This is a genomic window from Polynucleobacter sp. MWH-Aus1W21 (assembly GCF_018687275.1).
Lineage (GTDB): Bacteria > Pseudomonadota > Gammaproteobacteria > Burkholderiales > Burkholderiaceae > Polynucleobacter.
The window spans coordinates 190656-212541 of the sequence record NZ_CP061287.1 but is presented as its reverse complement, the minus strand read 5'-3'; the positions used below and the strand labels follow the sequence as shown (position 1 = coordinate 212541).

At 46.3% G+C, this 21886-nt stretch carries 20 protein-coding genes and 2 pseudogenes; 10 read left to right on the top strand and 12 right to left on the bottom strand.

What is annotated here, in order from left to right; translation table 11 throughout:
* Positions 1-2: 2 nt before the first annotated feature.
* Together fabG and mpl are read right to left on the bottom strand one after the other, a co-directional pair.
* Positions 3-737 (bottom strand): 3-oxoacyl-ACP reductase FabG, encoded by a 735-nt coding sequence (fabG, locus tag ICW03_RS01150; RefSeq protein WP_215348310.1) that lies wholly within the window; start codon positions 735-737, stop codon positions 3-5.
* Positions 738-769: 32 nt separating this feature from the next.
* Positions 770-2176 (bottom strand): UDP-N-acetylmuramate:L-alanyl-gamma-D-glutamyl-meso-diaminopimelate ligase, encoded by a 1407-nt coding sequence (gene mpl / locus ICW03_RS01145; protein ID WP_215348309.1) that lies wholly within the window; start codon positions 2174-2176, stop codon positions 770-772.
* 26 nt (positions 2177-2202) lie between these two features.
* On the opposite strand from mpl, the gene ICW03_RS01140 reads away from it, so the two are divergent.
* The 7 genes and pseudogenes from ICW03_RS01140 (at position 2203) to ICW03_RS01115 (ending at position 7905) form a co-directional block, all read left to right on the top strand.
* Positions 2203-2730 carry a TlpA disulfide reductase family protein gene (locus tag ICW03_RS01140; RefSeq protein WP_215348308.1) on the top strand — a complete coding sequence of 176 codons (528 nt, stop codon included), beginning with the start codon at positions 2203-2205 and terminating at the stop codon, positions 2728-2730.
* A 250-nt stretch (positions 2731-2980) separates the two neighbouring features.
* Positions 2981-3430 (top strand): type II 3-dehydroquinate dehydratase, encoded by a 450-nt coding sequence (aroQ, locus tag ICW03_RS01135; RefSeq protein WP_215348307.1) that lies wholly within the window; start codon positions 2981-2983, stop codon positions 3428-3430.
* Positions 3431-3466: 36 nt separating this feature from the next.
* Complete coding sequence (gene accB / locus ICW03_RS01130) at positions 3467-3931, top strand: acetyl-CoA carboxylase biotin carboxyl carrier protein (RefSeq protein ID WP_215348306.1); 465 nt, start codon at positions 3467-3469, stop codon at positions 3929-3931.
* Between the two features lie 50 nt (positions 3932-3981).
* Positions 3982-5346 carry an acetyl-CoA carboxylase biotin carboxylase subunit gene (accC, locus tag ICW03_RS01125; RefSeq protein ID WP_215348305.1) on the top strand — a complete coding sequence of 455 codons (1365 nt, stop codon included), beginning with the start codon at positions 3982-3984 and terminating at the stop codon, positions 5344-5346.
* Between the two features lie 16 nt (positions 5347-5362).
* Positions 5363-6283, top strand: a pseudogene (gene prmA / locus ICW03_RS11600) (50S ribosomal protein L11 methyltransferase); the annotation flags it as partial.
* The gene (locus ICW03_RS11595; protein ID WP_251374481.1) at positions 6272-6892 is read left to right on the top strand and encodes a DUF3426 domain-containing protein; all 621 of its coding nucleotides are present in this window, start codon (positions 6272-6274) and stop codon (positions 6890-6892) included. The pseudogene prmA and the gene ICW03_RS11595, both read left to right, overlap by 12 nt.
* A gap of 53 nt (positions 6893-6945) precedes the next feature.
* The gene (locus tag ICW03_RS01115; protein ID WP_215348303.1) at positions 6946-7905 is read left to right on the top strand and encodes a carbohydrate kinase family protein; all 960 of its coding nucleotides are present in this window, start codon (positions 6946-6948) and stop codon (positions 7903-7905) included.
* Positions 7906-8120: 215 nt separating this feature from the next.
* On the opposite strand, the gene ICW03_RS01110 is transcribed toward ICW03_RS01115, so the two are convergent.
* The 5 genes from ICW03_RS01110 to ICW03_RS01090 all read right to left on the bottom strand — a co-directional run bounded on the left by ICW03_RS01110 (position 8121) and on the right by ICW03_RS01090 (position 14886).
* Positions 8121-8399, bottom strand: a complete 279-nt coding sequence (locus tag ICW03_RS01110; protein WP_251374517.1) for a hypothetical protein — start codon at positions 8397-8399, stop codon at positions 8121-8123.
* A 332-nt stretch (positions 8400-8731) separates the two neighbouring features.
* Positions 8732-9916 (bottom strand): ribonucleotide-diphosphate reductase subunit beta, encoded by a 1185-nt coding sequence (locus tag ICW03_RS01105; protein WP_215348302.1) that lies wholly within the window; start codon positions 9914-9916, stop codon positions 8732-8734.
* A gap of 51 nt (positions 9917-9967) precedes the next feature.
* Positions 9968-12883, bottom strand: a complete 2916-nt coding sequence (locus tag ICW03_RS01100; protein WP_371819917.1) for a ribonucleoside-diphosphate reductase subunit alpha — start codon at positions 12881-12883, stop codon at positions 9968-9970.
* A 332-nt stretch (positions 12884-13215) separates the two neighbouring features.
* On the bottom strand, positions 13216-14034 hold the full coding sequence (ampD, locus tag ICW03_RS01095; protein ID WP_256441446.1) for a 1,6-anhydro-N-acetylmuramyl-L-alanine amidase AmpD: 819 nt from the start codon (positions 14032-14034) through the stop codon (positions 13216-13218).
* A 3-nt stretch (positions 14035-14037) separates the two neighbouring features.
* The gene (locus ICW03_RS01090; protein WP_215348300.1) at positions 14038-14886 is read right to left on the bottom strand and encodes an inner membrane protein YpjD; all 849 of its coding nucleotides are present in this window, start codon (positions 14884-14886) and stop codon (positions 14038-14040) included.
* Between the two features lie 20 nt (positions 14887-14906).
* On the opposite strand from ICW03_RS01090, the gene ffh reads away from it, so the two are divergent.
* Positions 14907-16289: a signal recognition particle protein gene (ffh, locus tag ICW03_RS01085; RefSeq protein WP_215348299.1), complete on the top strand. Its 1383-nt coding sequence runs from the start codon at positions 14907-14909 to the stop codon at positions 16287-16289.
* 42 nt (positions 16290-16331) lie between these two features.
* Here ffh and ICW03_RS01080 read toward each other — a convergent pair whose 3' ends face one another.
* Entirely contained in the window at positions 16332-18074 is a 1743-nt protein-coding gene (locus tag ICW03_RS01080) for a proline--tRNA ligase (RefSeq protein ID WP_215348298.1), read from the bottom strand.
* Positions 18075-18122: 48 nt separating this feature from the next.
* Here ICW03_RS01080 and ICW03_RS01075 point away from each other — a divergent pair, with 48 nt between their 5' ends.
* The gene (locus ICW03_RS01075) at positions 18123-18722 is read left to right on the top strand and encodes an RNA pyrophosphohydrolase (RefSeq protein ID WP_215348297.1); all 600 of its coding nucleotides are present in this window, start codon (positions 18123-18125) and stop codon (positions 18720-18722) included.
* Complete coding sequence (locus tag ICW03_RS01070; RefSeq protein WP_215348296.1) at positions 18719-19285, top strand: CNP1-like family protein; 567 nt, start codon at positions 18719-18721, stop codon at positions 19283-19285. Before ICW03_RS01075 ends, ICW03_RS01070 begins: the two co-directional genes overlap by 4 nt.
* A gap of 13 nt (positions 19286-19298) precedes the next feature.
* Here the strand turns inward: ICW03_RS01070 and proB are convergent.
* The 4 genes and pseudogenes from proB to rplU all read right to left on the bottom strand — a co-directional run.
* Positions 19299-20078: pseudogene (proB, locus tag ICW03_RS01065) on the bottom strand (glutamate 5-kinase); the annotation flags it as partial.
* A 20-nt stretch (positions 20079-20098) separates the two neighbouring features.
* On the bottom strand, positions 20099-21187 hold the full coding sequence (gene cgtA, locus ICW03_RS01060; RefSeq protein WP_215348294.1) for an Obg family GTPase CgtA: 1089 nt from the start codon (positions 21185-21187) through the stop codon (positions 20099-20101).
* 87 nt (positions 21188-21274) lie between these two features.
* Positions 21275-21535, bottom strand: a complete 261-nt coding sequence (gene rpmA, locus ICW03_RS01055; RefSeq protein WP_011902041.1) for a 50S ribosomal protein L27 — start codon at positions 21533-21535, stop codon at positions 21275-21277.
* Between the two features lie 18 nt (positions 21536-21553).
* Entirely contained in the window at positions 21554-21865 is a 312-nt protein-coding gene (rplU, locus tag ICW03_RS01050) for a 50S ribosomal protein L21 (protein WP_011902040.1), read from the bottom strand.
* Between the last annotated feature and the right edge of the window lie 21 nt (positions 21866-21886).

The following is a 21886-nucleotide window of genomic DNA, read 5'->3' as shown; positions in this document are numbered from 1 at the left end:
GCTTAGAGCGAGATCCCGCCGCTGGCCTCTAAAGCCACTCCATTGACATAGCTCGCTTCATCACTCGCCAAGAATAAATACACATTAGCCATTTCCGTTGGAGTGCCCAGACGTCCAAGCCAACTACGCTTTTCAATGTCTTGCAAAATATTTTCTGGCATGGCTTTAACCATCTCCGTTGCAATGAAGCCCGGACACACCGCATTGACTCGAATTCCCTTAGGTCCAAGCTCGCGCGCCCATGTTTTAGTAAAGCCGATGACACCAAATTTAGTGGCTGAGTAATTGGTTTGACCAAAATTACCGTATAGACCCACAACGCTAGATGCATTGACTACCGCACCAGAGCCGGCTTCTAGCATATGCGGCACGATCAGTTGGGTGCAATTGAAAACACCCTTTAAATTGACATCGATTACCGTATCAAACTGTGCTTCGGTCATCTTAATTAAGCGCGCATCTTGTGTAATACCAGCGTTATTAATCAAAATATCAATGCGTCCATGCTTTTGCATCACATGATCAACTACCGACTGAATGCTGGCGCGATCAGTCACATTCATAGCATAGCCTTCAGCATTAGGCGTTTGCGCAGCTGCACCGTTAACAGCCTCCTGATTAATATCGGTAATGATGACCTTTGCGCCCTCTTGTGCAAAACGCTGAGCTGTAGCAAAGCCGATACCTTTAGCGGCGCCAGTAATGATGGCTACTTTGTCTTTTAATCTATCGCCCATTGTTTGCTTTCTGTTGTTATTTTTATTGCTTTTTATTTCTGTTGCGCCGAAATGGCTTTTAATAGTTTTTGATGGACACCGCCAAACCCACCATTACTCATAATCAAAATGTGATCACCTGGCTTGGCTTCTTGCGCAACCGCTTTCACCAAAGCTTCAAGATCTTCAAAAGCATGTGCCTTGCCCTGCTCTTTAGTGTTGAGTGGAGATAAAACCTCCGCCAAGTCCCAGCCTAAAGATTCTTTGCCGACATTAGCTCCATAGGCAAAGACTTTGTCGGCTGCCTCTAAACTTCCAGGCAGCTGAGCCTTCATCACACCAAGCTTCATCGTATTCGAGCGTGGCTCTAATACCGCCAAGATCCGCACTTTACCAACGCGACGACGCAGACCATCAACCGTTGTCGTAATTGCTGTTGGGTGATGTGCGAAATCGTCATAAACAGTGATGTCATTTGCGACGCCAATAGTTTCCAAGCGACGCTTCACGTTCTTGAATTCAGCTAAAGCTCGAGCAGAATCTTTTGGAGCAATACCAATGTGATTGGCGGAGGCAATCGCTGCAAGTGCATTTAATTGATTATGTCTACCCATCACACCAGAGTCAGGCGCCCACTTCACCGTTGCCACTTCTTTGCCTGCCTTACGCAAAATAAAGCCATCAGCCTCTTGAGAAATCAAGGACCATTCATTATTCAACTCTTGGCCAAAGCGCTCTACAGGTGCCCAAGCGCCGCGTGTGATCACGCTTGCTAGCGCAGGCTCCTCGCCATTAACTACCAATAAACCATCACCCGGAACAGTACGTACTAAATGATGAAATTGGGTTTCGATTGCAGCAAGATCCGCAAAAATATCTGCGTGATCAAATTCCAAATTATTTAATAAAGCAGTGCGTGGTCGGTAGTGAACAAACTTACTGCGTTTATCGAAAAATGCAGTGTCGTATTCATCTGCTTCAATCACAAAATATTTACTCTCGCCCAAGCGCGCAGATACCGTGAAGTTCAGAGGTACCCCACCAATGAGGTACCCAGGTTTATAACCATTGAATTCCAAAATCCAAGTCAGCATGGCTGAAGTAGTTGTCTTGCCATGTGTGCCGGCAACCGCTAGAACATGCCTTCCGTATAAAACTTGTTCGCCCAACCATTGCGGACCAGAAATATAGGGCAAGCCTTGATTGAGAATCGCCTCCATTAAAGGATTGCCGCGAGAAACCACATTGCCAATTACAAATAAATCAGGCATGGTCTCAAACTGAGATAATTGATCGGGCGAGAACCCCTCAATCAGTTCGATGCCTTGAGCTTCAAGCTGCGTACTCATTGGTGGATACACGTTGGCATCGCAACCCGTAACGCGGTGTCCAGCCTGCCTCGCGATTGCGGCAATGCCGCCCATGAAAGTACCGCAAATGCCCAAGATATGTATATGCATTTACGAATTTTAGCGAAGGAGCTGTAATGAACCGCAGACAATGGATCATCGTCGTCGTAATTAGTCTTTTGGCACTAGTTTCAGGCGTACTAACTTCGCAATGGATTTACAAAACCGGTTTAGCTAGTGACCCTGCCGTAAAAGCGTTTCTTGAAAATCCCTGGCAAACACCAAATGGAAAAGCAGCTAATACCCAAGAATGGCAAGGAAAAGTGCTGGTAGTGAACTTTTGGGCCTCTTGGTGCCCCCCATGCGTGGAAGAAATGCCCACTTTGGACCAGCTTCAAAAGGAGTTTTTGCAGCAAAATGTCTTATTTGTCGGTATCGGTATCGATTCGCCCTCTAATATTCGTGAATTCTTAGAAAAAACCCCGGTTAGCTATCCGATCATGATTGGTGGACTGCAGGGCAGCAATCTTTCTAAGCAAATGGGAAATTCCCAAGGCGCACTCCCTTACACCATCATTATTAATTCAAAAGGGAAATCCAGCTATAGCAAATTAGGCAAGATAAGCGAAGATGAGCTAAGAAGTGCCATTAAATCGGCTTTATGAGTATTTTTAGCTAATTTTATTGCTTCAGGTTTAAAGCTAGATCAATTAAACTTTAGGCAATAAATTCAGTATTTTTCAATATTTTCGCCTAAAAGTTACGAAAATTCTTACTTTTAAGACGACTTCTTGGTCGTATGCCATCCCTATAAAGGTATACTTTGCCCTGTAAGCAATAAAGCAGGAATTTGTATTTGGGGCACAAAGCCCAAATCGTCAATTAACGCTTAACTGCCTCTAAAAACAGGGATCTATGTCGAAAAAAGCTTCAATTCTCGTAATTCAAGGCCCAAACCTAAATCTATTAGGCACCCGTGAACCCGATGTTTACGGCAAAACAACCCTGGAAGATATTCATCAAAAGCTAGGCGAACTGGCAACAGCGCAGTCTGTTGATCTGAGCACCTATCAAAGTAATCATGAAGGCGAACTGATTGATCGCATTCAAAAGGCGAAACAAGATGGAGTTGATTTCATCATCATCAATCCCGGCGCTTTTACCCACACCAGCGTTGCCCTACGTGATGTACTGGCCGGTGTAGCCATCCCTTTTACCGAAGTTCATTTATCAAATATTCACCAGCGTGAAGAATTCCGCAAGCATTCCTACTTGTCCGATATTGCGACTGGGGTTATTTGTGGACTTGGCGCTATTGGATATGAACTAGCACTGCAAGCAGCCATTACTCGTTTAAAGAAGTAAATCTATTCAAAGAATTACAAGAGAGGAAGCACTCGTATGGATCTGAGAAAACTAAAAACCTTGATCGATTTAGTCTCTGAATCAGGAATTTCTGAGCTGGAAGTGAATGAAGGCGAAGATCGCGTTCGGATCGTAAACGCCGGATCTCCAGCGCCTGCTGGCCAGGTGGTTTACGCCAATCACGCTCCCGTACAAACTATGCAAGCTGCGCCAGCTGCTAGCGCACCTTCCCCAGCGGCAGCTGTTGAAGCGCCTGCTGCTGAAACTGGTTTTGTTGCGAAGTCTCCTATGGTTGGCACTTTCTACCGCGCACCAAATCCAGAATCACCAAACTTCGTCAATATTGGCGATACCGTCAAAGTAGGCCAAACTCTTTGCATCATTGAAGCCATGAAGCTACTCAACGAAATTGAATCTGAGCATGCTGGTGTAGTTAAAGAAATCCTCTGTGAAAACGGTCAAGGTGTTGAGTTTGACCAGCCTCTATTCATCATCGCCTAATAGATCGACTTTGATCTATTCCAATTTACTGTTATTTACTCAGAGCCGACATGTTCGATAAGATTCTGATTGCCAATCGGGGAGAAATTGCTCTCCGCATCCAACGCGCATGCCGCGAGCTGGGAATTAAAACTGTTGTGGTGTATTCCACTGCAGACAAAGAAGCAAAGTATGTGAGGCTTGCCGATGAAGCTGTGTGTATCGGTCCGGCGCCATCTCCACTGAGCTACCTCAATATGCCAGCAATTATCTCTGCGGCTGAAGTGACTGATGCAGAAGCGATCCATCCGGGTTATGGCTTCCTTTCTGAAAATGCTGACTTCGCAGAGCGCGTAGAGAAATCTGGTTTTGCATTTATCGGCCCTACAGCCGCTTCGATTCGCTTAATGGGAGACAAGGTTTCTGCTAAACGCGCCATGATTAAAGCCGGCGTACCTTGCGTACCTGGATCTGAAGGTGCTCTGCCCGATAACCCAAAAGAAATTATTGCCACAGCAAAAAAGGTTGGCTATCCAGTCATCATTAAAGCTGCTGGCGGCGGTGGTGGACGCGGTATGCGTGTTGTTCATACTGAGGCGGCCCTGATTAATGCGGTCAATATGACTCGCGAAGAGGCTGGTCGCGCCTTTGGCAATCCAGAAGTCTATATGGAGAAGTTTTTAGAAAAGCCTCGCCACGTAGAGATTCAGATTTTGGCCGATACCCATGGCAATGCGATTTGGTTGGGCGAGCGCGATTGCTCCATGCAGCGTCGCCATCAAAAAGTAATCGAAGAAGCGCCAGCACCCGGCATTGATCGTCGTTTAATCGCCAAAATTGGTGAGCGTTGTGCAGAAGCTTGTCGCAAGATTGGTTATCGAGGCGCGGGTACATTTGAATTCCTCTATGAAAACGGCGAATTCTTCTTTATTGAAATGAATACTCGTGTTCAGGTAGAGCACCCCGTTACCGAAATGATCACTGGTGTGGATATTGTTCAAGAACAGATTCGCATTGCTGCTGGCCTCAAACTCAGCTACCGCCAAAAAGACATTGTTTTCCGCGGACATGCCATTGAGTGCCGCTTAAATGCCGAAGATCCATTCAAATTCACTCCAAGCCCAGGCAAGATTGGTTCATTCCATATGCCAGGTGGTCCTGGTATTCGAGTCGACTCGCATGCATACAGCGGTTATGTAGTGCCGTCTAATTACGACTCCATGATTGGTAAATTGATTTCTTACGGCAATACCCGTGAGCAAGCTATCCGTCGTATGCAAATTGCCCTCTCCGAGATGGTGATTGATGGCATCACAACCAATGTGCCACTCCATCGTGAATTAATGCTGGATCCAAATTTCATTGAAGGCGGAACGAGCATTCACTACTTGGAGCATCGCTTAGAAGAGCAAGCTGCAAGTCGCGGTAAATCCTAATTGAAGCGAGCGACCCATGTCTTATCGTGAACTGGTATTCACGGTAGCAGCCGAAACCGCAGAGCCCTTAGGTGATGCGCTTTTGGACTTGGGCGCCCTATCAGTCACAGTAGAGGATGACGCTGCTGGTGGATACGATGAAAACCCTCTCTACGGAGAGCCTGGCCTATCTCCAGAAGTACAAGCTTGGGATCGATCTGCGGTAACCGTCCTCTTCAATCCTGAGATTGACGCTTCAGGCAGCGCGGAATTTATCCCGGAGCTGCTTGCTTCCTTAAAAGAGGCCGGCTTTAACTTAGCGCCTCCTCAAGAAAAAACAGTTGAGGAGCAGGACTGGGTCAGACTAACTCAAAGTCAATTTGCACCCATTCAGATTGGTGAACGCATTTGGGTGGTGCCCTCATGGCACGATGCCCCAAGCGATCCGAATGCAATCTGTCTTGCCGTTGATCCAGGACTTGCATTTGGCACAGGCAGTCATCCCACCACCCATTTATGTCTTCTTTGGCTTGAACAACAAAACAATCTTCAGAACCAAAGCCTCTTGGATTACGGTTGTGGCTCAGGAATCCTAGCCATTGCTGCAGCCAAGTTGGGCTGTAATCCCGTTATTGGTACTGATATCGACCCACAAGCCATGATTGCTGCTCGTAGTAACGCAGAAATCAATAACACCATCATTCGCTTTGTTCTACCGAACGAAGGTGCGATCGAACTCGCTGCGGAAACCAAATACGACATTGTCATGGCCAATATCTTGGCCAATCCACTGCAAGTGCTTGCACCTGCGCTGGTAAATAAGATGAAATTGGGTGGACGCATTGTTTTATCAGGCGTACTAGCGCGCCAAGCAGAAGAGGTAATCGCTACCTATAGCCAATGGCTCAAACTCTCCGTCTGGAAAGAGAGTGAAGGTTGGGTTTGCTTGCATGGCACCCTCAATCAAGACAAGCAAAGTGGCTCTAACGCTACTTTTGCTTCAACTGCTCAAAAAAAAAGTCTTAAGTTAGTCCTTTACGCTGGCTTATTGCTGCTCTTACTGGTTTTTGGAGAGCATCTCTCAAGAAATTCATTGCTTCCAGCGCTTGCACCACGCGTTGATGGCACATCCAATTCTTTTTTAGTGAAATCATTTTCTGTTTTACAGCGTGTAGATGCAAAGCTTTGTCGTGCACTAGGATGTCTAGATCGCGCTGTAAGCGATTTTGCCGCCTGGAAAATAACTTCAGCCGCACTTTCTCCAGAAAACGCGCGAGAAGGGCTTAAAAGCGTCGCAAATCAATCTATGTTGCAAGTTGAGATACAAAATCGTCTTGCTATTGCCGTTTTACCGCCAAACTTAGAAATTACTTTGACTGATGCAGAAGAATCTGAAATCAAATCACTGCAATTCACTCCGCAAGAATGGCTCCCCAAAACTTGGCAAGAGACTCACCCTGATTTCTTAAAAAAGGGCGTGCCTTCTGGCGAGCTTTTGCAGAATGAACTACCTATTTCATTGCCACCAAATGCTGCGGGTTATCGCGTGCGAGTGGTTTACCCCTAAATCGATTCATTAAATCCACACTTACCTCCCCATTTTTAAAAAGAAAGTAATTTATGGCTAGCTTGATCTGTGGCTCTATCGCCTACGACACCATCATGAACTTTGAAGGCAAATTTGCTGATCAAATCCTGCCTGAGCAGATTCATATCCTGAACGTAGCCTTTTTAGTTCCAACAATGCGTCGTGAATTTGGTGGTTGCGCAGGCAATATTGCCTACAACCTCAATCTTTTAGGAGGCGATCCCATCATCATGGCTACCGTTGGTGGGGATGCTGCGCCGTATATGCATCGTCTTGAACAACTCAAAATTGATGCAAGCCATATTCGTAAGATTGAAAATGCGTTTACCGCGCAAGCCATGATCACCACTGATCAGGCAAATAATCAAATTACCGCCTTCCACCCGGGCGCAATGGGCGAATCACACTTAAATCAGGTTTCTGAAGTTGTTGCAGAGCGCAGCAAAAATGCGAAGGGCACGGCCAAGTTAGGGATTGTTGCCCCCGATGGTCGCCAAGGTATGTGGGAGCACTGCCATCAATTGGCCGATGCCAATATTCCATTCATCTTTGATCCAGGCCAAGGCCTCCCAATGTTCAATGGCCCAGAGTTGCTTGAACTGGTTGATATTGCCAGCTACTTAGCTGTCAATGACTATGAAGGTGAAATGCTTTCGCAAAGAACGGGGTTGAGCTTGGCAAAAGTAGCTGAGCGCGTCAAGGCGCTGATTGTTACTAAGGGTGCCGAAGGCGCTGACATCTATTTTGACGGCAAATGTATTGCCATTCCTCCGGTACCAGCAGCAAAAGTGATTGATCCAACAGGCTGCGGTGACGCATTTCGCGGCGGCTTACTCTTTGGATTAGAAAATGGCATGGATTGGGAAACTACTGGTCGCCTGGCAAGCCTCATGGGATCAATCAAAATTACGCATCAAGGACCACAAAACCACCAATTGAGCAAAGATCAGATTGCTAGCCAATTTAAAGCGGCGTTTGGCTTTAGCCTCTAAGCATTCTTTGGCTTTTCTCTAAGCCATCCAAAATTTTGGCAATAAAAAAAGGGGTCTCGTGAGAGACCCCTTCTAGTAACACCCGTCTGATTAAGGACGTGTGCCAGTTGGGAAGGGCCAAGCAGCGGCAGGATTCAACGCACTAGTCGCTGGTGCAGCTTTCTTAGCCGCGGGCTTTTTTACAGCAGAGCCCGCTTTCTTCGCAGCAGGCTTACTTACTTTTTTTTTGCTACGCGCTTTTTAGCAACCTTTTTTGCAGCTTTTTTAGCAGCAGGCTTCTTTTTAGCTACTTTTTTAGCAGCTGGCTTTTTAGCAGCAGCTTTTTTAGCAGCAGGGCGCTTTTTAGCTACTTTTTTAGCAGCAGGTTTCTTAGCAGCAGCTTTTTTAGCAGCAGGCTTCTTTTTAGCTACTTTTTTAGCAGCTGGTTTCTTAGCAGCTACTTTTTTCTTAGCAGCTGGTTTCTTTGCAGCAGGTTTTTTCTTGGCAGTTGCCATAGTAATGCTCCTTCACGTGAGGATTAGTACAAACTACATTAAGAAGACCCGACCACTCATTTCCGCCTGGTTTTGCAACCTTTTGGATCTGACGAGCGAGCCATTCATCGGCGCGCGGCTTGATACTAAGTGCTGCACGCTAATGAATCCTGGAAAAAAAGCCGTGGCCCCGAAGGACAACGGCTTCTTAAATGTGCTGGAAAAAATAGAGAGAATAGCCCAGGCACCCTTGAGCAAGGGTTTTCGGATTTGAGTCTGGTTTTGCTGACTTCTAAAACTATCCAACCGTCTAATCTCCTATTTAGCCAGTTGTGCGCTTTACTTCCGTCTTACTACTCCCAACTAAGCGCACCACCGGTTTGATACTCAATAACGCGTGTCTCAAAAAAGTTTCGTTCTTTTTTCAGATCAATCATTTCTGACATCCATGGAAATGGATTCTCTTCATTTGGGAACATCGCGTCAAGTCCTATTTGCAAACATCTGCGATTACAGATGTATCTTAGGTACCCTTTGAACATCGGAGCGTTCAATCCGAGCACTCCGCGAGGCATCGTATCTTCGGCATAACGGTACTCTAATTCGACCGCTTTTTCGAAGATAGATTTGATCTCGTCTTTGAACGCGGAAGTCCATAACTGTGGGTTCTCCAGCTTGATTTGGTTAATTAAATCGATACCAAAATTGCAGTGCATAGACTCGTCGCGAAGGATGTATTGATACTGCTCAGCAGCACCCGTCATTTTGTTTTGACGACCCATTGCAAGTATTTGCGTAAAACCAACATAAAAGAACAAACCCTCCATCACACAAGCAAAAACGATGAGTGAACGGAGCAATGTTTGGTCAGCTTCTAGAGTGCCAGTTTTGAAATTTGGGTTAGTAAGCACATCAATATAAGGAATCAAGAATTCATCTTTAGCGCGAATTGACTCAATTTCGTTGTACGCATTGAAGATTTCAGACTGATCTAAACCTAAAGATTCCACAATATATTGGTATGCATGGGTATGGATTGCCTCTTCAAAAGCCTGGCGCAATAGGTATTGGCGGCATTCTGGAGCGGTAATGTGGCGATAAGTACCCAAAACAATATTGTTTGCTGCCAAAGAATCAGCTGTTGTGAAGAAACCAAGATTGCGCTTAATAATGCGACGCTCATCCTCTGTCAGGCCATTTGGATCTTTCCAAAGCGCGATATCGCGGTTCATATTGATTTCTTGCGGCATCCAATGGTTTGCACAACCAGCTAAATACTTCTCCCAAGCCCATTTATATTTAAATGGAACCAACTGATTAACGTCAGTCTTGGCATTAATCACGCGCTTATCAGCGGCATTTACACGCAAAGCTGCGCCGCCAGATAAATTGGCAGCTGCTACTGGTGCTGGTGCAGCAGCTTGTGGCGCCATTGCCACTTGATCTGGCTGTGGACGTTGTGGCTCCACTACAACCGGCTGCGGTGCAAGGCCAGCTTTCGCTAGCGCTGGAGCAACTTCCTCTTCCCAATTCAACATAACTTTCTCCTAATTTCTTCTTTTCTTATATCTGACCAATAAGCAAATGGCTTATTGGCATGCTTCACATTCTTCGAAACCAGCGTCACCTGGGCGCATTGTGCAAACTGGGCCATCAGATTCAACTCCACCAGCGGCAGCAGCGTCCGTGCCATTTACACCGCCACCACTTGAAACAGAGTTCAATTGACCGCTAGCAACAGTTGATTTCTCAACGTGAGTTGCAGCCATTGTGCGGAGGTAGTAGGTTGTCTTCAAGCCGCGCAACCAAGCCAACTTGTAGGTGTCATCCAATTTCTTGCCGGAAGCGCCTGCCATGTAGATATTTAATGACTGCGCTTGGTCAATCCACTTTTGACGACGAGAGGCTGCCTCAACCAACCAGGTTGGCTCAACTTCAAAGGCTGTTGCGTACAAATCACGCAAATCTTGTGGAATGCGATCGATCTTAGACAAAGTGCCGTCAAAGTACTTCAAATCGGCAATCATGACTTCATCCCAGAGGCCACGATCTTTCAAATCACGCACCAAGTACTCATTTACTACCGTGAATTCGCCAGAAAGGTTGGATTTCACGAACAAGTTCTGGAATGTTGGCTCGATACAAGCTGAAACGCCAATGATGTTTGAAATCGTTGCTGTTGGCGCAATCGCTACGCAGTTTGAGTTGCGCATACCGTGTTGCTTAATACGTGCACGCAAACCACTCCAGTCCATAGTGGAGGAGTTGTCCACTTCTACGTAACCGCCACGCTCAGCCGCCAACATTGCTACTGAATCTTGTGGGAGGATGCCGCGGTCCCATAAAGATCCTTTATAGGTGCTGTAAACGCCACGCTCTTCAGCCAATTCATTGGATGCTTGGTAAGCGTAGTAGCAAACCGCTTCCATGGAAGAGTCAGCAAACTTCACAGCCTCATCGCTAGCGTAAGGAATACGCTGCATATGCAAGCAATCCTGGAAGCCCATGATGCCCATACCGACTGGACGGTGCTTCAAGTTTGAATTACGTGCCTTAGCTACTGCGTAGTAGTTGATATCAATCACGTTGTCCAACATACGCATTGCAGTGCGAACAGTTCTCTGGAGTTTCTCGTGATCCAAAATCATTTTGCCATTGGCATCAGTTGTCATGTGAGCAGTTAAGTTCACAGAGCCTAAGTTACAAACCGCAATCTCAGTCTCGTTTGTATTGAGAGTGATCTCAGTACAGAGGTTAGATGAGTGAACTACGCCAATGTGCTGCTGTGGGCTACGAATATTGCAAGGATCTTTGAAAGTGATCCATGGGTGACCGGTTTCAAACAACATACCAAGCATCTTGCGCCACAATTGCTGCGCTGGAATGCGGCGGAATGGCTTCAATTCACTACGGTCGGCTTTTTGCTCATAGGCAACATAAGCCTCTTCAAACGCCCTACCGAATTTGTCATGCAAATCAGGAGTATTGGATGGGGAGAACAAAGTCCAATCGCCACCCTCCATTACGCGCTTCATGAACAAGTCAGGAATCCAGTTGGAGGTATTCATGTCGTGTGTACGACGACGATCATCACCAGTGTTCTTGCGCAACTCTAAGAACTCTTCGATATCTAGGTGCCATGTTTCTAGATAGGCGCATACCGCGCCCTTACGCTTACCACCTTGGTTCACAGCAACAGCAGTGTCATTCACCACTTTCAAGAATGGCACAACGCCTTGTGATTTACCGTTAGTACCTTTGATATGACTGCCCAATGCACGAACGTTAGTCCAGTCATTACCTAGGCCACCAGCAAATTTAGATAACAAGGCATTCTCTTTCAATGCTTCGTAAATGCCATCCAAATCATCATCCACTGTCGTCAAGTAGCAGCTAGAGAGCTGTGGACGAGTCGTCGCTGAGTTGAACAATGTTGGTGTGCTGGACATGAAATCAAATGTAGAGAGGATTTCGTAGAACTCGATAGCGCGACGTTCGCGATCCATCTCATTCAAAGCCAAGCCCATTGCTACGCGCATAAAGAATGCCTGTGGCATTTCAATGCGACGCTCTTCAATATGCAAGAAATAGCGGTCATACAAAGTCTGCAAACCGAGGTAGTTAAATTGCAAGTCACGGCTAGCGTTCAAAGCAGCAGCTAAGCGTGGCAAATCAAACTCACGCATGCGTGGGTCTAACAATTCAGCGGAAATACCTTCATTGATGTACTTCGCAAAGTAAGCGCTGTACTCAGCCTGTGTATCACCTTGCAATACTTCTTTGCCAAAAATTTCTTTACGAATCACGTGCATCAAAATACGTGCTGTTACTTGGCTGTACGCAGGATCTTTCTCAATCAATGTGCGGGAAGCCAAGATTGCTGAGTCATACACTTGGGCCATTGGCACGCCGTCATACAAATTCTTAATAGTTTCAGTAATGATTGGGGTCGCATCAATATGGGTCCCCAATCCTTCGCAAGCAGCCTCAATCACTGTGCGCAAAGCAGCCATATCAAGCCACTTCTCAACACCGTTATCACTAACTTTGATACCAGACTCACCAGCCTGATTGGCGGTTTGCACTTCTTGTGAAACTTCTTGCTGAGCAGCGCGCTCTTGGTTGCGCTTCTCGCGATAGAGAACATAGGCACGAGCAACGTTGTGCTCACCACTACGCATCAAAGCCAATTCAACTTGGTCTTGAATATCTTCAATATGGAACGTTCCACCATTGGGACGGCTGCGCAGCAATGCACGCACAACGGAATGCGTCAATTGCTCAACTTGCTCACGCACGCGAGCAGATGCAGCACCTTGACCACCATTAACTGCCAAAAATGCTTTAGTTACAGCAATGGCAATTTTGGATGGTTCAAATGCGACAACGGAACCGTTCCGGCGGATGATTTTGTAATCAGACAACTGAGTTGCCTGGGTACCACCAACACCACCAGCCACAAAGCCGGCGGAAGGGGCTTGATTCATGGCCCCTGCAGGACTCATTCCTGGGTTATTCGCTCCAGCGGATTGGTCTGCTGTCTGTGGATTAGCGTATGTCATGTTGCTCCTGCGTCTATGTATATAGTTATTTGGACAAAATATCGTTAAAAAACAATGGGGTATTGCTGGATTCAAACACTACATCTAGTGTCTTGAAGTGCATTAGGCACTAAGTATAGGGAAATATTTAGTATTTGGTAAGCTATTTATTACAAATATTTACTAGTATTTTTACTAAGTTTTCCAATTATTTAGGGGTCATTTTGGTGCGGGTTTATTAGCCCTTTTTAGACAAAGGCTGTAAAAGTAAGCGGACGCTCACATACAAAAGTTGCTTACCGAGGATCCAAACCGAAGGGCAGTTTATTGACGGAAATTCCTGTCTCTTTTTGGAACTTTTTCCAATCAAAATATATTCCAGGATCTGTTTTGCGCTCAGGGGCAATATCGCTGTGCCCTGCAAATTGCAAATTAGGAAAGGCGCTGGTCAATTTTCGAATGAGATTTGTTAGCGCTTGATATTGAGCGGCCTCAAATGGTGTATCGCCGTCACCCTCCAACTCAATCCCAATAGAAAAGTCATTGCACTTTTCCCTGCCAAGAAATTCAGAAACCCCAGCATGCCATGCTTTCCTGTGAGCGGATACAAACTGCACCAACGTTCCGGAGCGAGTAATCAAAAAATGGCTTGATACTTTTTGATCGGCAATCTCCGCAAAATAAGGATGACCATTTGGGTCTAGCTTGTTTTGAAAAAAATCTACGATATGTTTGCTGGAGTCGCGTCTTCTAAACTCTCCAGGCGGCAGACTGATGTGGTGAATTACCGCTAGATCAGCTTGTATATTTTCTGGCCTGACATCTTGATTGGGTGAAATACGCCAATGAGCATCTCCAATCCAACCATTCGAATCAAGTGCGTGAAGATGCTCTCTTGAGCAATAAAAACGATCCTCACAAGTTAAGGCTTCTGGCTGGGGAAGATGCACTTTGCAATGTTGACACTGCACCATGACCTCGGGATCAGAAGTCTTCTTTGGCTTATCTTTACTGGGTTTGGGGGGATTTTCCGCATTAAGCTTAGCTTGCTTTTTACCTTTAATCCAAAGATAAACAAGGCCAGCGCCTGCGATTAATAAAAGCCACTTAAACAAGAATTACGCTCTCTGCAAAATGACTTCAAGGACAAAACGACTACCCACATAAGCAAGCAGTAAAGCTGTGTACGCACTTAATACCCAACGAATTGCAGCTCTGCCGCGCAGACCTACTCGCCAGCGCGCTAACAGTAGTCCTGCAAACAAAACCCATGACACCAAAGCAAATATCGTTTTGTGATCAAACACAAGGGGTTTGCCAAACAAAGTTTGAGAAAAGAGTAAACCGGAGAAGACCGTCAAACTTAGAAGTGTAAAACCAACGTAGAGCAAGTTGAATAGGAGGCTCTCCATGGTCATTAAGGGCGGAAGATCCTCCAACCAATGAGCTAGTCTTCCATTGGGAATGATTGCCAATTGGCGATGCAGAGCCCGATCTTGTACGCTCATTAGCATGGCGTGCATAGCCGCCAAACTCAACAGGCCCACTGCAACCGTCGCCACAACAAAATGACCTTTGAACCAGGGGTCTGAAACTGCCTTAGGTGAAATTAAAACTCCGGGAAATAGATTGGGAAGGAATGCGCAAAAAAGGGCAAACATTAAAGCCATCCAACGCAAACTGGAGATTGGCAAAAACCAAGACTGAAACCAATAAAAAGCTAGGCCAACCCAAGCAATCAAAGATAAATCTTGTGCAAAACCAAACACAAAGCCCTCTGGAGTGAAGACAGAGTCATGAAGCTGTGCCCCGTGAATTACCAAAATCACAAAAATAGCGGCTTGTACTAAGGCTGTTGAGAGTCTAGACTCCACGCCGCTCTTGGCTTTGAAGCTCAAAACCAGCAAAAGCGCCAAATAAAGTGCGGAAGGAAGCCATCCGTAACTTGAGTAACCTAAAATATCCATCTGGAAAGTCTAATCGATAAATGCTAGAAAACCTCACCGACCGTCTATCTCGCGTTGTTAAAACAATGCGGGGCCAAGCCCGCCTTACTGAAGCCAATACCGCAGAAATGCTACGGGAAATCCGTTTAGCCCTATTAGAGGCTGACGTAGCGCTTCCAGTAGTGAAGTCTTTGCTTGAGCAAATTAAATTTAAAGCCCTTGGTGAGGAAGTGGTTGGAAGCTTAAGTCCAGGACAGGCTCTTGTTGGCGTAGTTCAACGTGAGTTAGCCCAAGTGATGATGGGTGATACCAATCAAAGTGGTGAACTCAATTTAGCAACTCAACCACCTGCAGTGATTTTAATGGCCGGCTTACAGGGTGCGGGTAAGACCACTTCTGTTGGTAAGCTAGCAAAATGGTTGCAAGAGAAAAAGAAAAAGAAAGTATTAACTGTTTCTTGCGACGTCTATCGTCCGGCTGCGATTGAGCAATTAGAAACTGTTACTAAACAAGTTGGTGCGGAGTTTTTCCCAAGCGATATTAGCCAAAAACCAAATGACATTGCGCTCGCCGCGCTGGATTGGGCTCGTCGCCACTATTTTGATGTTGTCTTAGTCGACACCGCAGGTCGCTTAGGTATTGATGAAGTGCTCATGCAAGAGATTAAAACCTTGCATGCCAGTCTCAATCCAATTGAGACCTTATTTGTAGTCGATGCAATGCTCGGCCAGGATGCCGTCAATACCGCTAAAGCCTTCCACGAAGCGCTGCCATTAACCGGCGTGATTCTAACGAAGCTAGATGGTGACTCCCGTGGTGGCGCGGCCCTATCAGTTCGCCAAGTAACCGGCGTACCTCTCAAATTTATTGGCGTTGCCGAGAAGATGGATGGCCTTGAAGCGTTTGATGCAGAACGTATGGCCAACCGCATCTTGGGCATGGGCGATATTCTGGCTCTGGTTGAACAAGCTCAACAACACGTTGATGTTGCTAAAGCCGAAAAATTAGCCAGCAAGATTTCTAAAGGTGGATTTGATCTAGAAGATTTCCGCGATCAACTCATGCAGATGCAAAAGATGGGTGGTATGGCTAGCTTGATGGATAAGCTGCCGAGCCAAGTGGCGCAAGCTGCTTCCAAAACCAATTTAAGCAACGCCGATAAGCAAACTACACGCATGCGTGGAATTATTGACAGCATGACCCCTCAAGAACGCAGAAAGCCTGAGTTACTGAAGGCTAGCCGCAAACGTCGAATTGCTGCTGGTTCTGGCGTAGAGGTGCAAGAAGTAAATCGCCTACTTGCTCAGTTTGAGCAAATGCAAACTATGATGAAGCAATTCAAGGGTGGAAAAATGGCGCGCACCATGGCAAGCATGGCTGCAAAAGGAGCCGCCAAAGGTATTGGCGGACTCTTTAAGAAGTAACTAAATCTAAAATCTGAAAAGATTACTTAAGCTATTTATTGCTTAAACGATAGCTTGTTTAGCAGCTTGTACTGCAGCGATTACTTTCGCTTTAATTTCGGCCAGCGAGATGTTTTGGGATTCTGCATCAGTACGACCTTTGAACTCCACTTGAGAGTCTGCCAAACCACGATCACCAATAACTACGCGGAACGGCGCTCCGATGAGCTCCCAGTCTGCAAACATCGCGCCTGGGCGTTCGTTGCGATCATCTAAAATCACATCGACGCCTGCAGCCAATAGCTCATCATGCAATTGATCGCACGCTGCTTTCACTGCTTCTGACTTTTCGTAACCCATTGGGCAGATCACTACTTCAAATGGAGCCATGGAGATTGGCCAAATAATGCCCTTCTCATCATGACCTTGTTCAATTGCTGCGCCAAGTAAGCGTGTTACACCGATACCGTAACAACCCATCACCATCGGCTGAGCTTTACCTTGTTGATCCAAATAAGTACAGCCCATAGCTTCTGAATAGCGGGTACCCAATTGGAATACATGACCCACTTCAATGCCGCGGCAAATATCAACAACACCCTTTCCATCCGGGGAAGGATCGCCAATAACAGCATTACGAATATCCAATACCAGTGGCTCTGGCAAATCACGTCCCCAGTTCACACCAGCTATATGATGACCAGCCTCATTAGCACCACAAACAAAATCTGCCATATTGGCAACAGTGCGATCAGCAACAACCGTTACTTCTGCACTCACACCAACCGGGCCCAAGTAGCCCGCAGGTGCATTACAAGCTTGTCTTATCTCTGCTTCTGTAGCAAAACGAGATTCGGCCATACCGGGTATTTTGCTAGCCTTCACTTCATTCAATTCATGGTCGCCGCGTACTAACAACATAAAGAGTTTGGCCGGCCCATTTTCTTGATCGGCAGCAAACAGTAAGGACTTCACAGTGGACTCAAGCGGAATGTTTAAGAACTTAGCCACATCAGAGCAATTGGTTTTATCAGGCGTTGGCACCTTGTTCATTGCTACAGAAGCCGGCGCACGGCTAGCTATCAAAGCCAATGATTCCGCTGCCTCCAAATTAGCGGCGTAATCAGAGCTAGGGCAATACACAATCGCGTCCTCACCAGTATCGGCAATCACGTGGAACTCTTGACTACCGGATCCTCCGATAGCACCATTATCTGCAGTCACCGCGCGGAACTGCAGGCCCATACGCTTGAAGATGCGGGTATAAGCATCAAACATGATTTGATAAGACTTCTTGAGACCCTCAACATCACGATCGAATGAATAAGCATCTTTCATGCTGAACTCGCGACCACGCATGATGCCAAAACGAGGGCGGCGCTCATCGCGGAACTTAGTTTGGATTTGATAGAAATTGACTGGTAATTGCTTGTAACTCTTAATCTCATTGCGAGCCAAATCAGTAATCACCTCTTCAGAAGTTGGCTGAATTAAAAAATCCCGATCATGACGATCTTTGATGCGGAGCAACTCTGGGCCCATCTTCTCCCAGCGACCAGTCTCTTGCCATAATTCGGCGGGCTGAATCATGGGCATGAGTAACTCAATAGCGCCAGCACGATTCATTTCTTCGCGAATGATGTTTTCGACCTTGCGAATTACCTTTAAACCTAGCGGCAAATAGTTATAAACGCCGGCACTTAACTTGCGAATTAATCCTGCGCGCACCATGAGCTTGTGCGAAACCACCTCAGCGTCGGAGGGGGCTTCTTTTAGCGTGGCGAGAAATGATTGTGAGGCTTTCATGTATGGATATAATCAAATCGTTGATTTTAAAGGATTTGAGGCACGATCATGCTTGACCGTGAAGGGTATCGCCCGAATGTCGGCATTGTCCTCCTCAACAGCCGTAACGAGGTTTTCTGGGGAAAACGCGTTGGGCAGCATTCGTGGCAATTCCCACAGGGTGGGATTCAGCATGGTGAAAGCCCTGAACAGGCTATGTACCGCGAATTGCATGAGGAGGTTGGCTTACTGCCGGAGCATGTCCAAATTATTGGACGCACCAGGGATTGGCTTCGTTATGACGTCCCTGAGGAATACCTGCGCCGCCAAAACTCTACCCGCGTCCATCGCGCAGCCTATCGCGGACAAAAACAAATCTGGTTTCTTTTGCGTTTAGTGGGTTTGGATAGCGACATTCAACTGCGCGCCTCAGAACATCCCGAATTTGATGCCTGGCGCTGGGTTCCATTCTGGATTCAATTAGATGCAGTAATTGGATTCAAACGCGAAGTGTATCAATTGGCTTTATCAGAACTAGCGCGCTATCTTTCCAGAGGTATGCGTATGCAACAACTAGCATGGGGGACTCCACTGGATATGATCCAGTCTTTTTATGCTGGACACGAAGATCAATCCAAATCTTCAGAAAAATCAGACAAACCAAAATGAAAAAAATAGCCTCCAGACTTGCCTTCTATCTGAACTGCCTCCTCTTAGCCGCATGCTTGGCTGCCTGTGCCGGAGATCCGCTCCAGAGTGGTTTGGACCCATTCGCACCGATGGTATTCAAAGAGGGTACGACAGCAATGCCCTTAAATCCACCAAGCCAAAAAACACTTATACCCTTCTATGTCTCACAAGGCACTGTTTTCAAATTTGCGGTAGATACAAATTCAATACTAATTGGCGCAGATGGTGTCACACGCTATATCGTTGTCATGACCAACCCAAACGGTGATCAACAATCTCAATATGAAGGTATTCGTTGTGATTCATTTCAGTGGCGCCTCTATGGCACCTTAGAAAATGGAGTGTGGAAAGAAAACCCACTATCTACATGGCGCAATATTCAAAGTAATGTATCGAATCGCTACCAGGCAGCATTAGCCCAAGGGGCTTTTTGTAATTTCAGTTCACAAGAAAAAAATATCAAAACAGTTCTTCAATCACTCAACCCAAATGGATTTACCGGTCAAACACAACCGACCAACTCCTTTGGTGAACGGTTTTAAAAAATTAATTTTTGGTCGGAGCTAAATAGGTGCCAATCTTCTCGCCTGCCACAAGGCGAGTCAGAACATTAGGTTCGCGCCCTGAAGCAATAACTGTCGCTGCACCAGTCTTCACAGCAATCTTGGCAGCCAATACCTTGGTGAGCATTCCACCTTTGCTAAGCTCACTTGCTGCACCGCCAGCCATTTTTTCTAACGCAGGATCGCCAGCAACAGCATCCGTTAGCAATGTGGCATTAGGATTTTGACGTGGATCCGCAGTAAACAAACCGCCTTGGTCAGTCAAAATAACCAGAAGATCCGCTTGAATTAAATTAGTTACTAAAGCAGCAAGGCTATCGTTATCACCAAACTTAATTTCATCAGTAACTACAGTGTCATTCTCATTAATAATTGGCACAACGCCCAATTTCAATAAAGTATCCAGGGTAGCCCTAGCATTGGCATTTCGTTCAGCATCAGCCAAATCCGCATTCGTCAGCAAGATCTGAGCGCTGCGCAAATTAAAGCGCGCAAAACAACTCTCATAAACCTGAACCAAGCCCATCTGACCAACTGCAGCAGCCGCCTGTAGCTGGTGGATTTCTTGAGGACGCTTTGTCCATCCCAAACGTTGCATACCCTCAGCAATTGCACCCGAACTCACCATCAGCACCTCATGACCAGCCCTTAATAGGCCCGCCATTTGCTCGGCCCACATAGCAATCGCAGCGTGATCCAATCCCTCACCATTATTGGTGACAAGACTAGATCCCACTTTGACAACAATCCGTTGAGTTTTTTTAGCGTTCATAGCAAAGAGTAAATAAATATTTAATCTGGTTTTTTATCTTCTGGTTGATCTTGATAACGAGGGTCTTGAGCGCGCTCATCAGCATCATCTCGATCACGACGTACAGAATCTAAATAATCCTGCAAAGAGTAGCAAAGCTTATCGCAGCCCATGCCAGTCAAAGCAGAAATCTCAAATACAGGACCTTTCCACTTAAACTTTTTCACAAAGTCAGCGACAACTTTTTTACGATCATCTTCCGGAATCATGTCGACTTTGTTAAGCACCAGCCAACGTGGCTTCTCAACCAAAGCTTCGTCATACTTGCGTAACTCATTCACAATCGCCACGGCATCAGCCACTGGATCAACATTCTCATCAAAAGGAGCAATGTCAACCAAGTGAAGCAGTACACCAGTGCGCTGCAAGTGCCTTAAGAAACGATGGCCAAGGCCAGCGCCCTCTGCAGCACCCTCAATGAGTCCAGGAATATCGGCAATCACAAAACTTCGCTCAGCGCCCACACGCACTACACCCAAATTTGGATGCAGGGTTGTAAATGGATAGTCCGCAATCTTTGGACGCGCATTCGAAACAGCAGTAATCAGCGTTGATTTACCAGCATTAGGCATACCCAATAAACCAACATCAGCCAATACCTTGAGCTCTAATTTCAATTTACGACGCTCACCAGGCTTACCGTTTGTTTTTTGGCGTGGCGCTCTATTCGTACTGCTCTTGAAATGAATGTTGCCCCAACCACCAACACCGCCCTGCGCCAAACAAAGACGTTCGCCATGCGTAGTTAAGTCGGCTATAGGTTCGCCAGTTTCGTAGTCAGAAATAATTGTGCCAACAGGCATACGCAGCTCAATGTCATCGCCAGCACGGCCATAACAATCAGCACCACGACCAGGCTCACCATTTTTTGCGGTGTGCGTTTTTGCGTAGCGGTAATCAATCAAAGTATTGATATTGCGATCTGCTGTAGCCCAAACACTACCGCCTTTGCCGCCGTCACCACCATCGGGGCCGCCGAATTCAATGAATTTTTCACGGCGCATAGAGGCACTTCCGGCACCGCCTTGCCCGGCAATTACTTCAATACGTGCTTCATCTATAAATTTCATGAATAAAAAAGGCCTCGCTTAGCGAGGCCTGTTCCTAAGAGTTAAATTCGGAATAAATCTGAATCAAACGTTTCTCAGTCAGGCGCCTTATGAACGAGGCAGGACTGAAACTTGGGCTTTCTTCAAAGCACCCTTAACGCCGAATTCCACTTGTCCGTCAATCAAGGCAAACAAAGTGTGATCTTTACCAATACCAACGTTTGCACCTGGATGAACACGTGTGCCACGTTGACGAATGATGATGCTGCCAGCATTAATATGCTCGCCGCCAAATACCTTAACGCCTAAGCGTTTCGATTCTGAGTCGCGGCCATTTCGTGTTGAGCCGCCGCCTTTTTTCTGTGCCATATCTTTCTCCTACCTGAATTAGGCTTTAATCGTGTTGATCAAAATTTCAGTGAAATTCTGACGATGGCCTTGGTGCTTTTGATAATGCTTGCGACGGCGCATCTTAAAGATTGTCACTTTATCGTGACGTCCCTGGGAGACGACAGTGGCCATCACAGCTGCACCATTAACCAATGGATCACCTAATTTCAGTGAAGCGCCTTCGCCAACGGCGAGGACTTGGTCAAGAGTGATTTCGCTGCCGATTTCCGCTGGTATCTGTTCTATTTTCAATTTTTCGCCTGCAGCAACTTTATACTGTTTGCCACCGGTTTTTATGACCGCGTACATGGTTTGAAACCTCAATTAATA

Coding starts and splice junctions, on each gene's coding strand:
- fabG (WP_215348310.1), bottom strand. CDS start 737: ATGGGCGATAGATTAAAAGACAAAGTAGCCATCATTACTGGCGCCGCT.
- mpl (WP_215348309.1), bottom strand. CDS start 2,176: ATGCATATACATATCTTGGGCATTTGCGGTACTTTCATGGGCGGCATT.
- ICW03_RS01140 (WP_215348308.1), top strand. CDS start 2,203: ATGAACCGCAGACAATGGATCATCGTCGTCGTAATTAGTCTTTTGGCA.
- aroQ (WP_215348307.1), top strand. CDS start 2,981: ATGTCGAAAAAAGCTTCAATTCTCGTAATTCAAGGCCCAAACCTAAAT.
- accB (WP_215348306.1), top strand. CDS start 3,467: ATGGATCTGAGAAAACTAAAAACCTTGATCGATTTAGTCTCTGAATCA.
- accC (WP_215348305.1), top strand. CDS start 3,982: ATGTTCGATAAGATTCTGATTGCCAATCGGGGAGAAATTGCTCTCCGC.
- ICW03_RS01115 (WP_215348303.1), top strand. CDS start 6,946: ATGGCTAGCTTGATCTGTGGCTCTATCGCCTACGACACCATCATGAAC.
- ICW03_RS01110 (WP_251374517.1), bottom strand. CDS start 8,399: ATGGCAACTGCCAAGAAAAAACCTGCTGCAAAGAAACCAGCTGCTAAG.
- ICW03_RS01105 (WP_215348302.1), bottom strand. CDS start 9,916: ATGTTGAATTGGGAAGAGGAAGTTGCTCCAGCGCTAGCGAAAGCTGGC.
- ICW03_RS01100 (WP_371819917.1), bottom strand. CDS start 12,883: ATGAGTCCTGCAGGGGCCATGAATCAAGCCCCTTCCGCCGGCTTTGTG.
- ICW03_RS01090 (WP_215348300.1), bottom strand. CDS start 14,886: ATGGATATTTTAGGTTACTCAAGTTACGGATGGCTTCCTTCCGCACTT.
- ffh (WP_215348299.1), top strand. CDS start 14,907: ATGCTAGAAAACCTCACCGACCGTCTATCTCGCGTTGTTAAAACAATG.
- ICW03_RS01080 (WP_215348298.1), bottom strand. CDS start 18,074: ATGAAAGCCTCACAATCATTTCTCGCCACGCTAAAAGAAGCCCCCTCC.
- ICW03_RS01075 (WP_215348297.1), top strand. CDS start 18,123: ATGCTTGACCGTGAAGGGTATCGCCCGAATGTCGGCATTGTCCTCCTC.
- ICW03_RS01070 (WP_215348296.1), top strand. CDS start 18,719: ATGAAAAAAATAGCCTCCAGACTTGCCTTCTATCTGAACTGCCTCCTC.
- cgtA (WP_215348294.1), bottom strand. CDS start 21,187: ATGAAATTTATAGATGAAGCACGTATTGAAGTAATTGCCGGGCAAGGC.
- rpmA (WP_011902041.1), bottom strand. CDS start 21,535: ATGGCACAGAAAAAAGGCGGCGGCTCAACACGAAATGGCCGCGACTCA.
- rplU (WP_011902040.1), bottom strand. CDS start 21,865: ATGTACGCGGTCATAAAAACCGGTGGCAAACAGTATAAAGTTGCTGCA.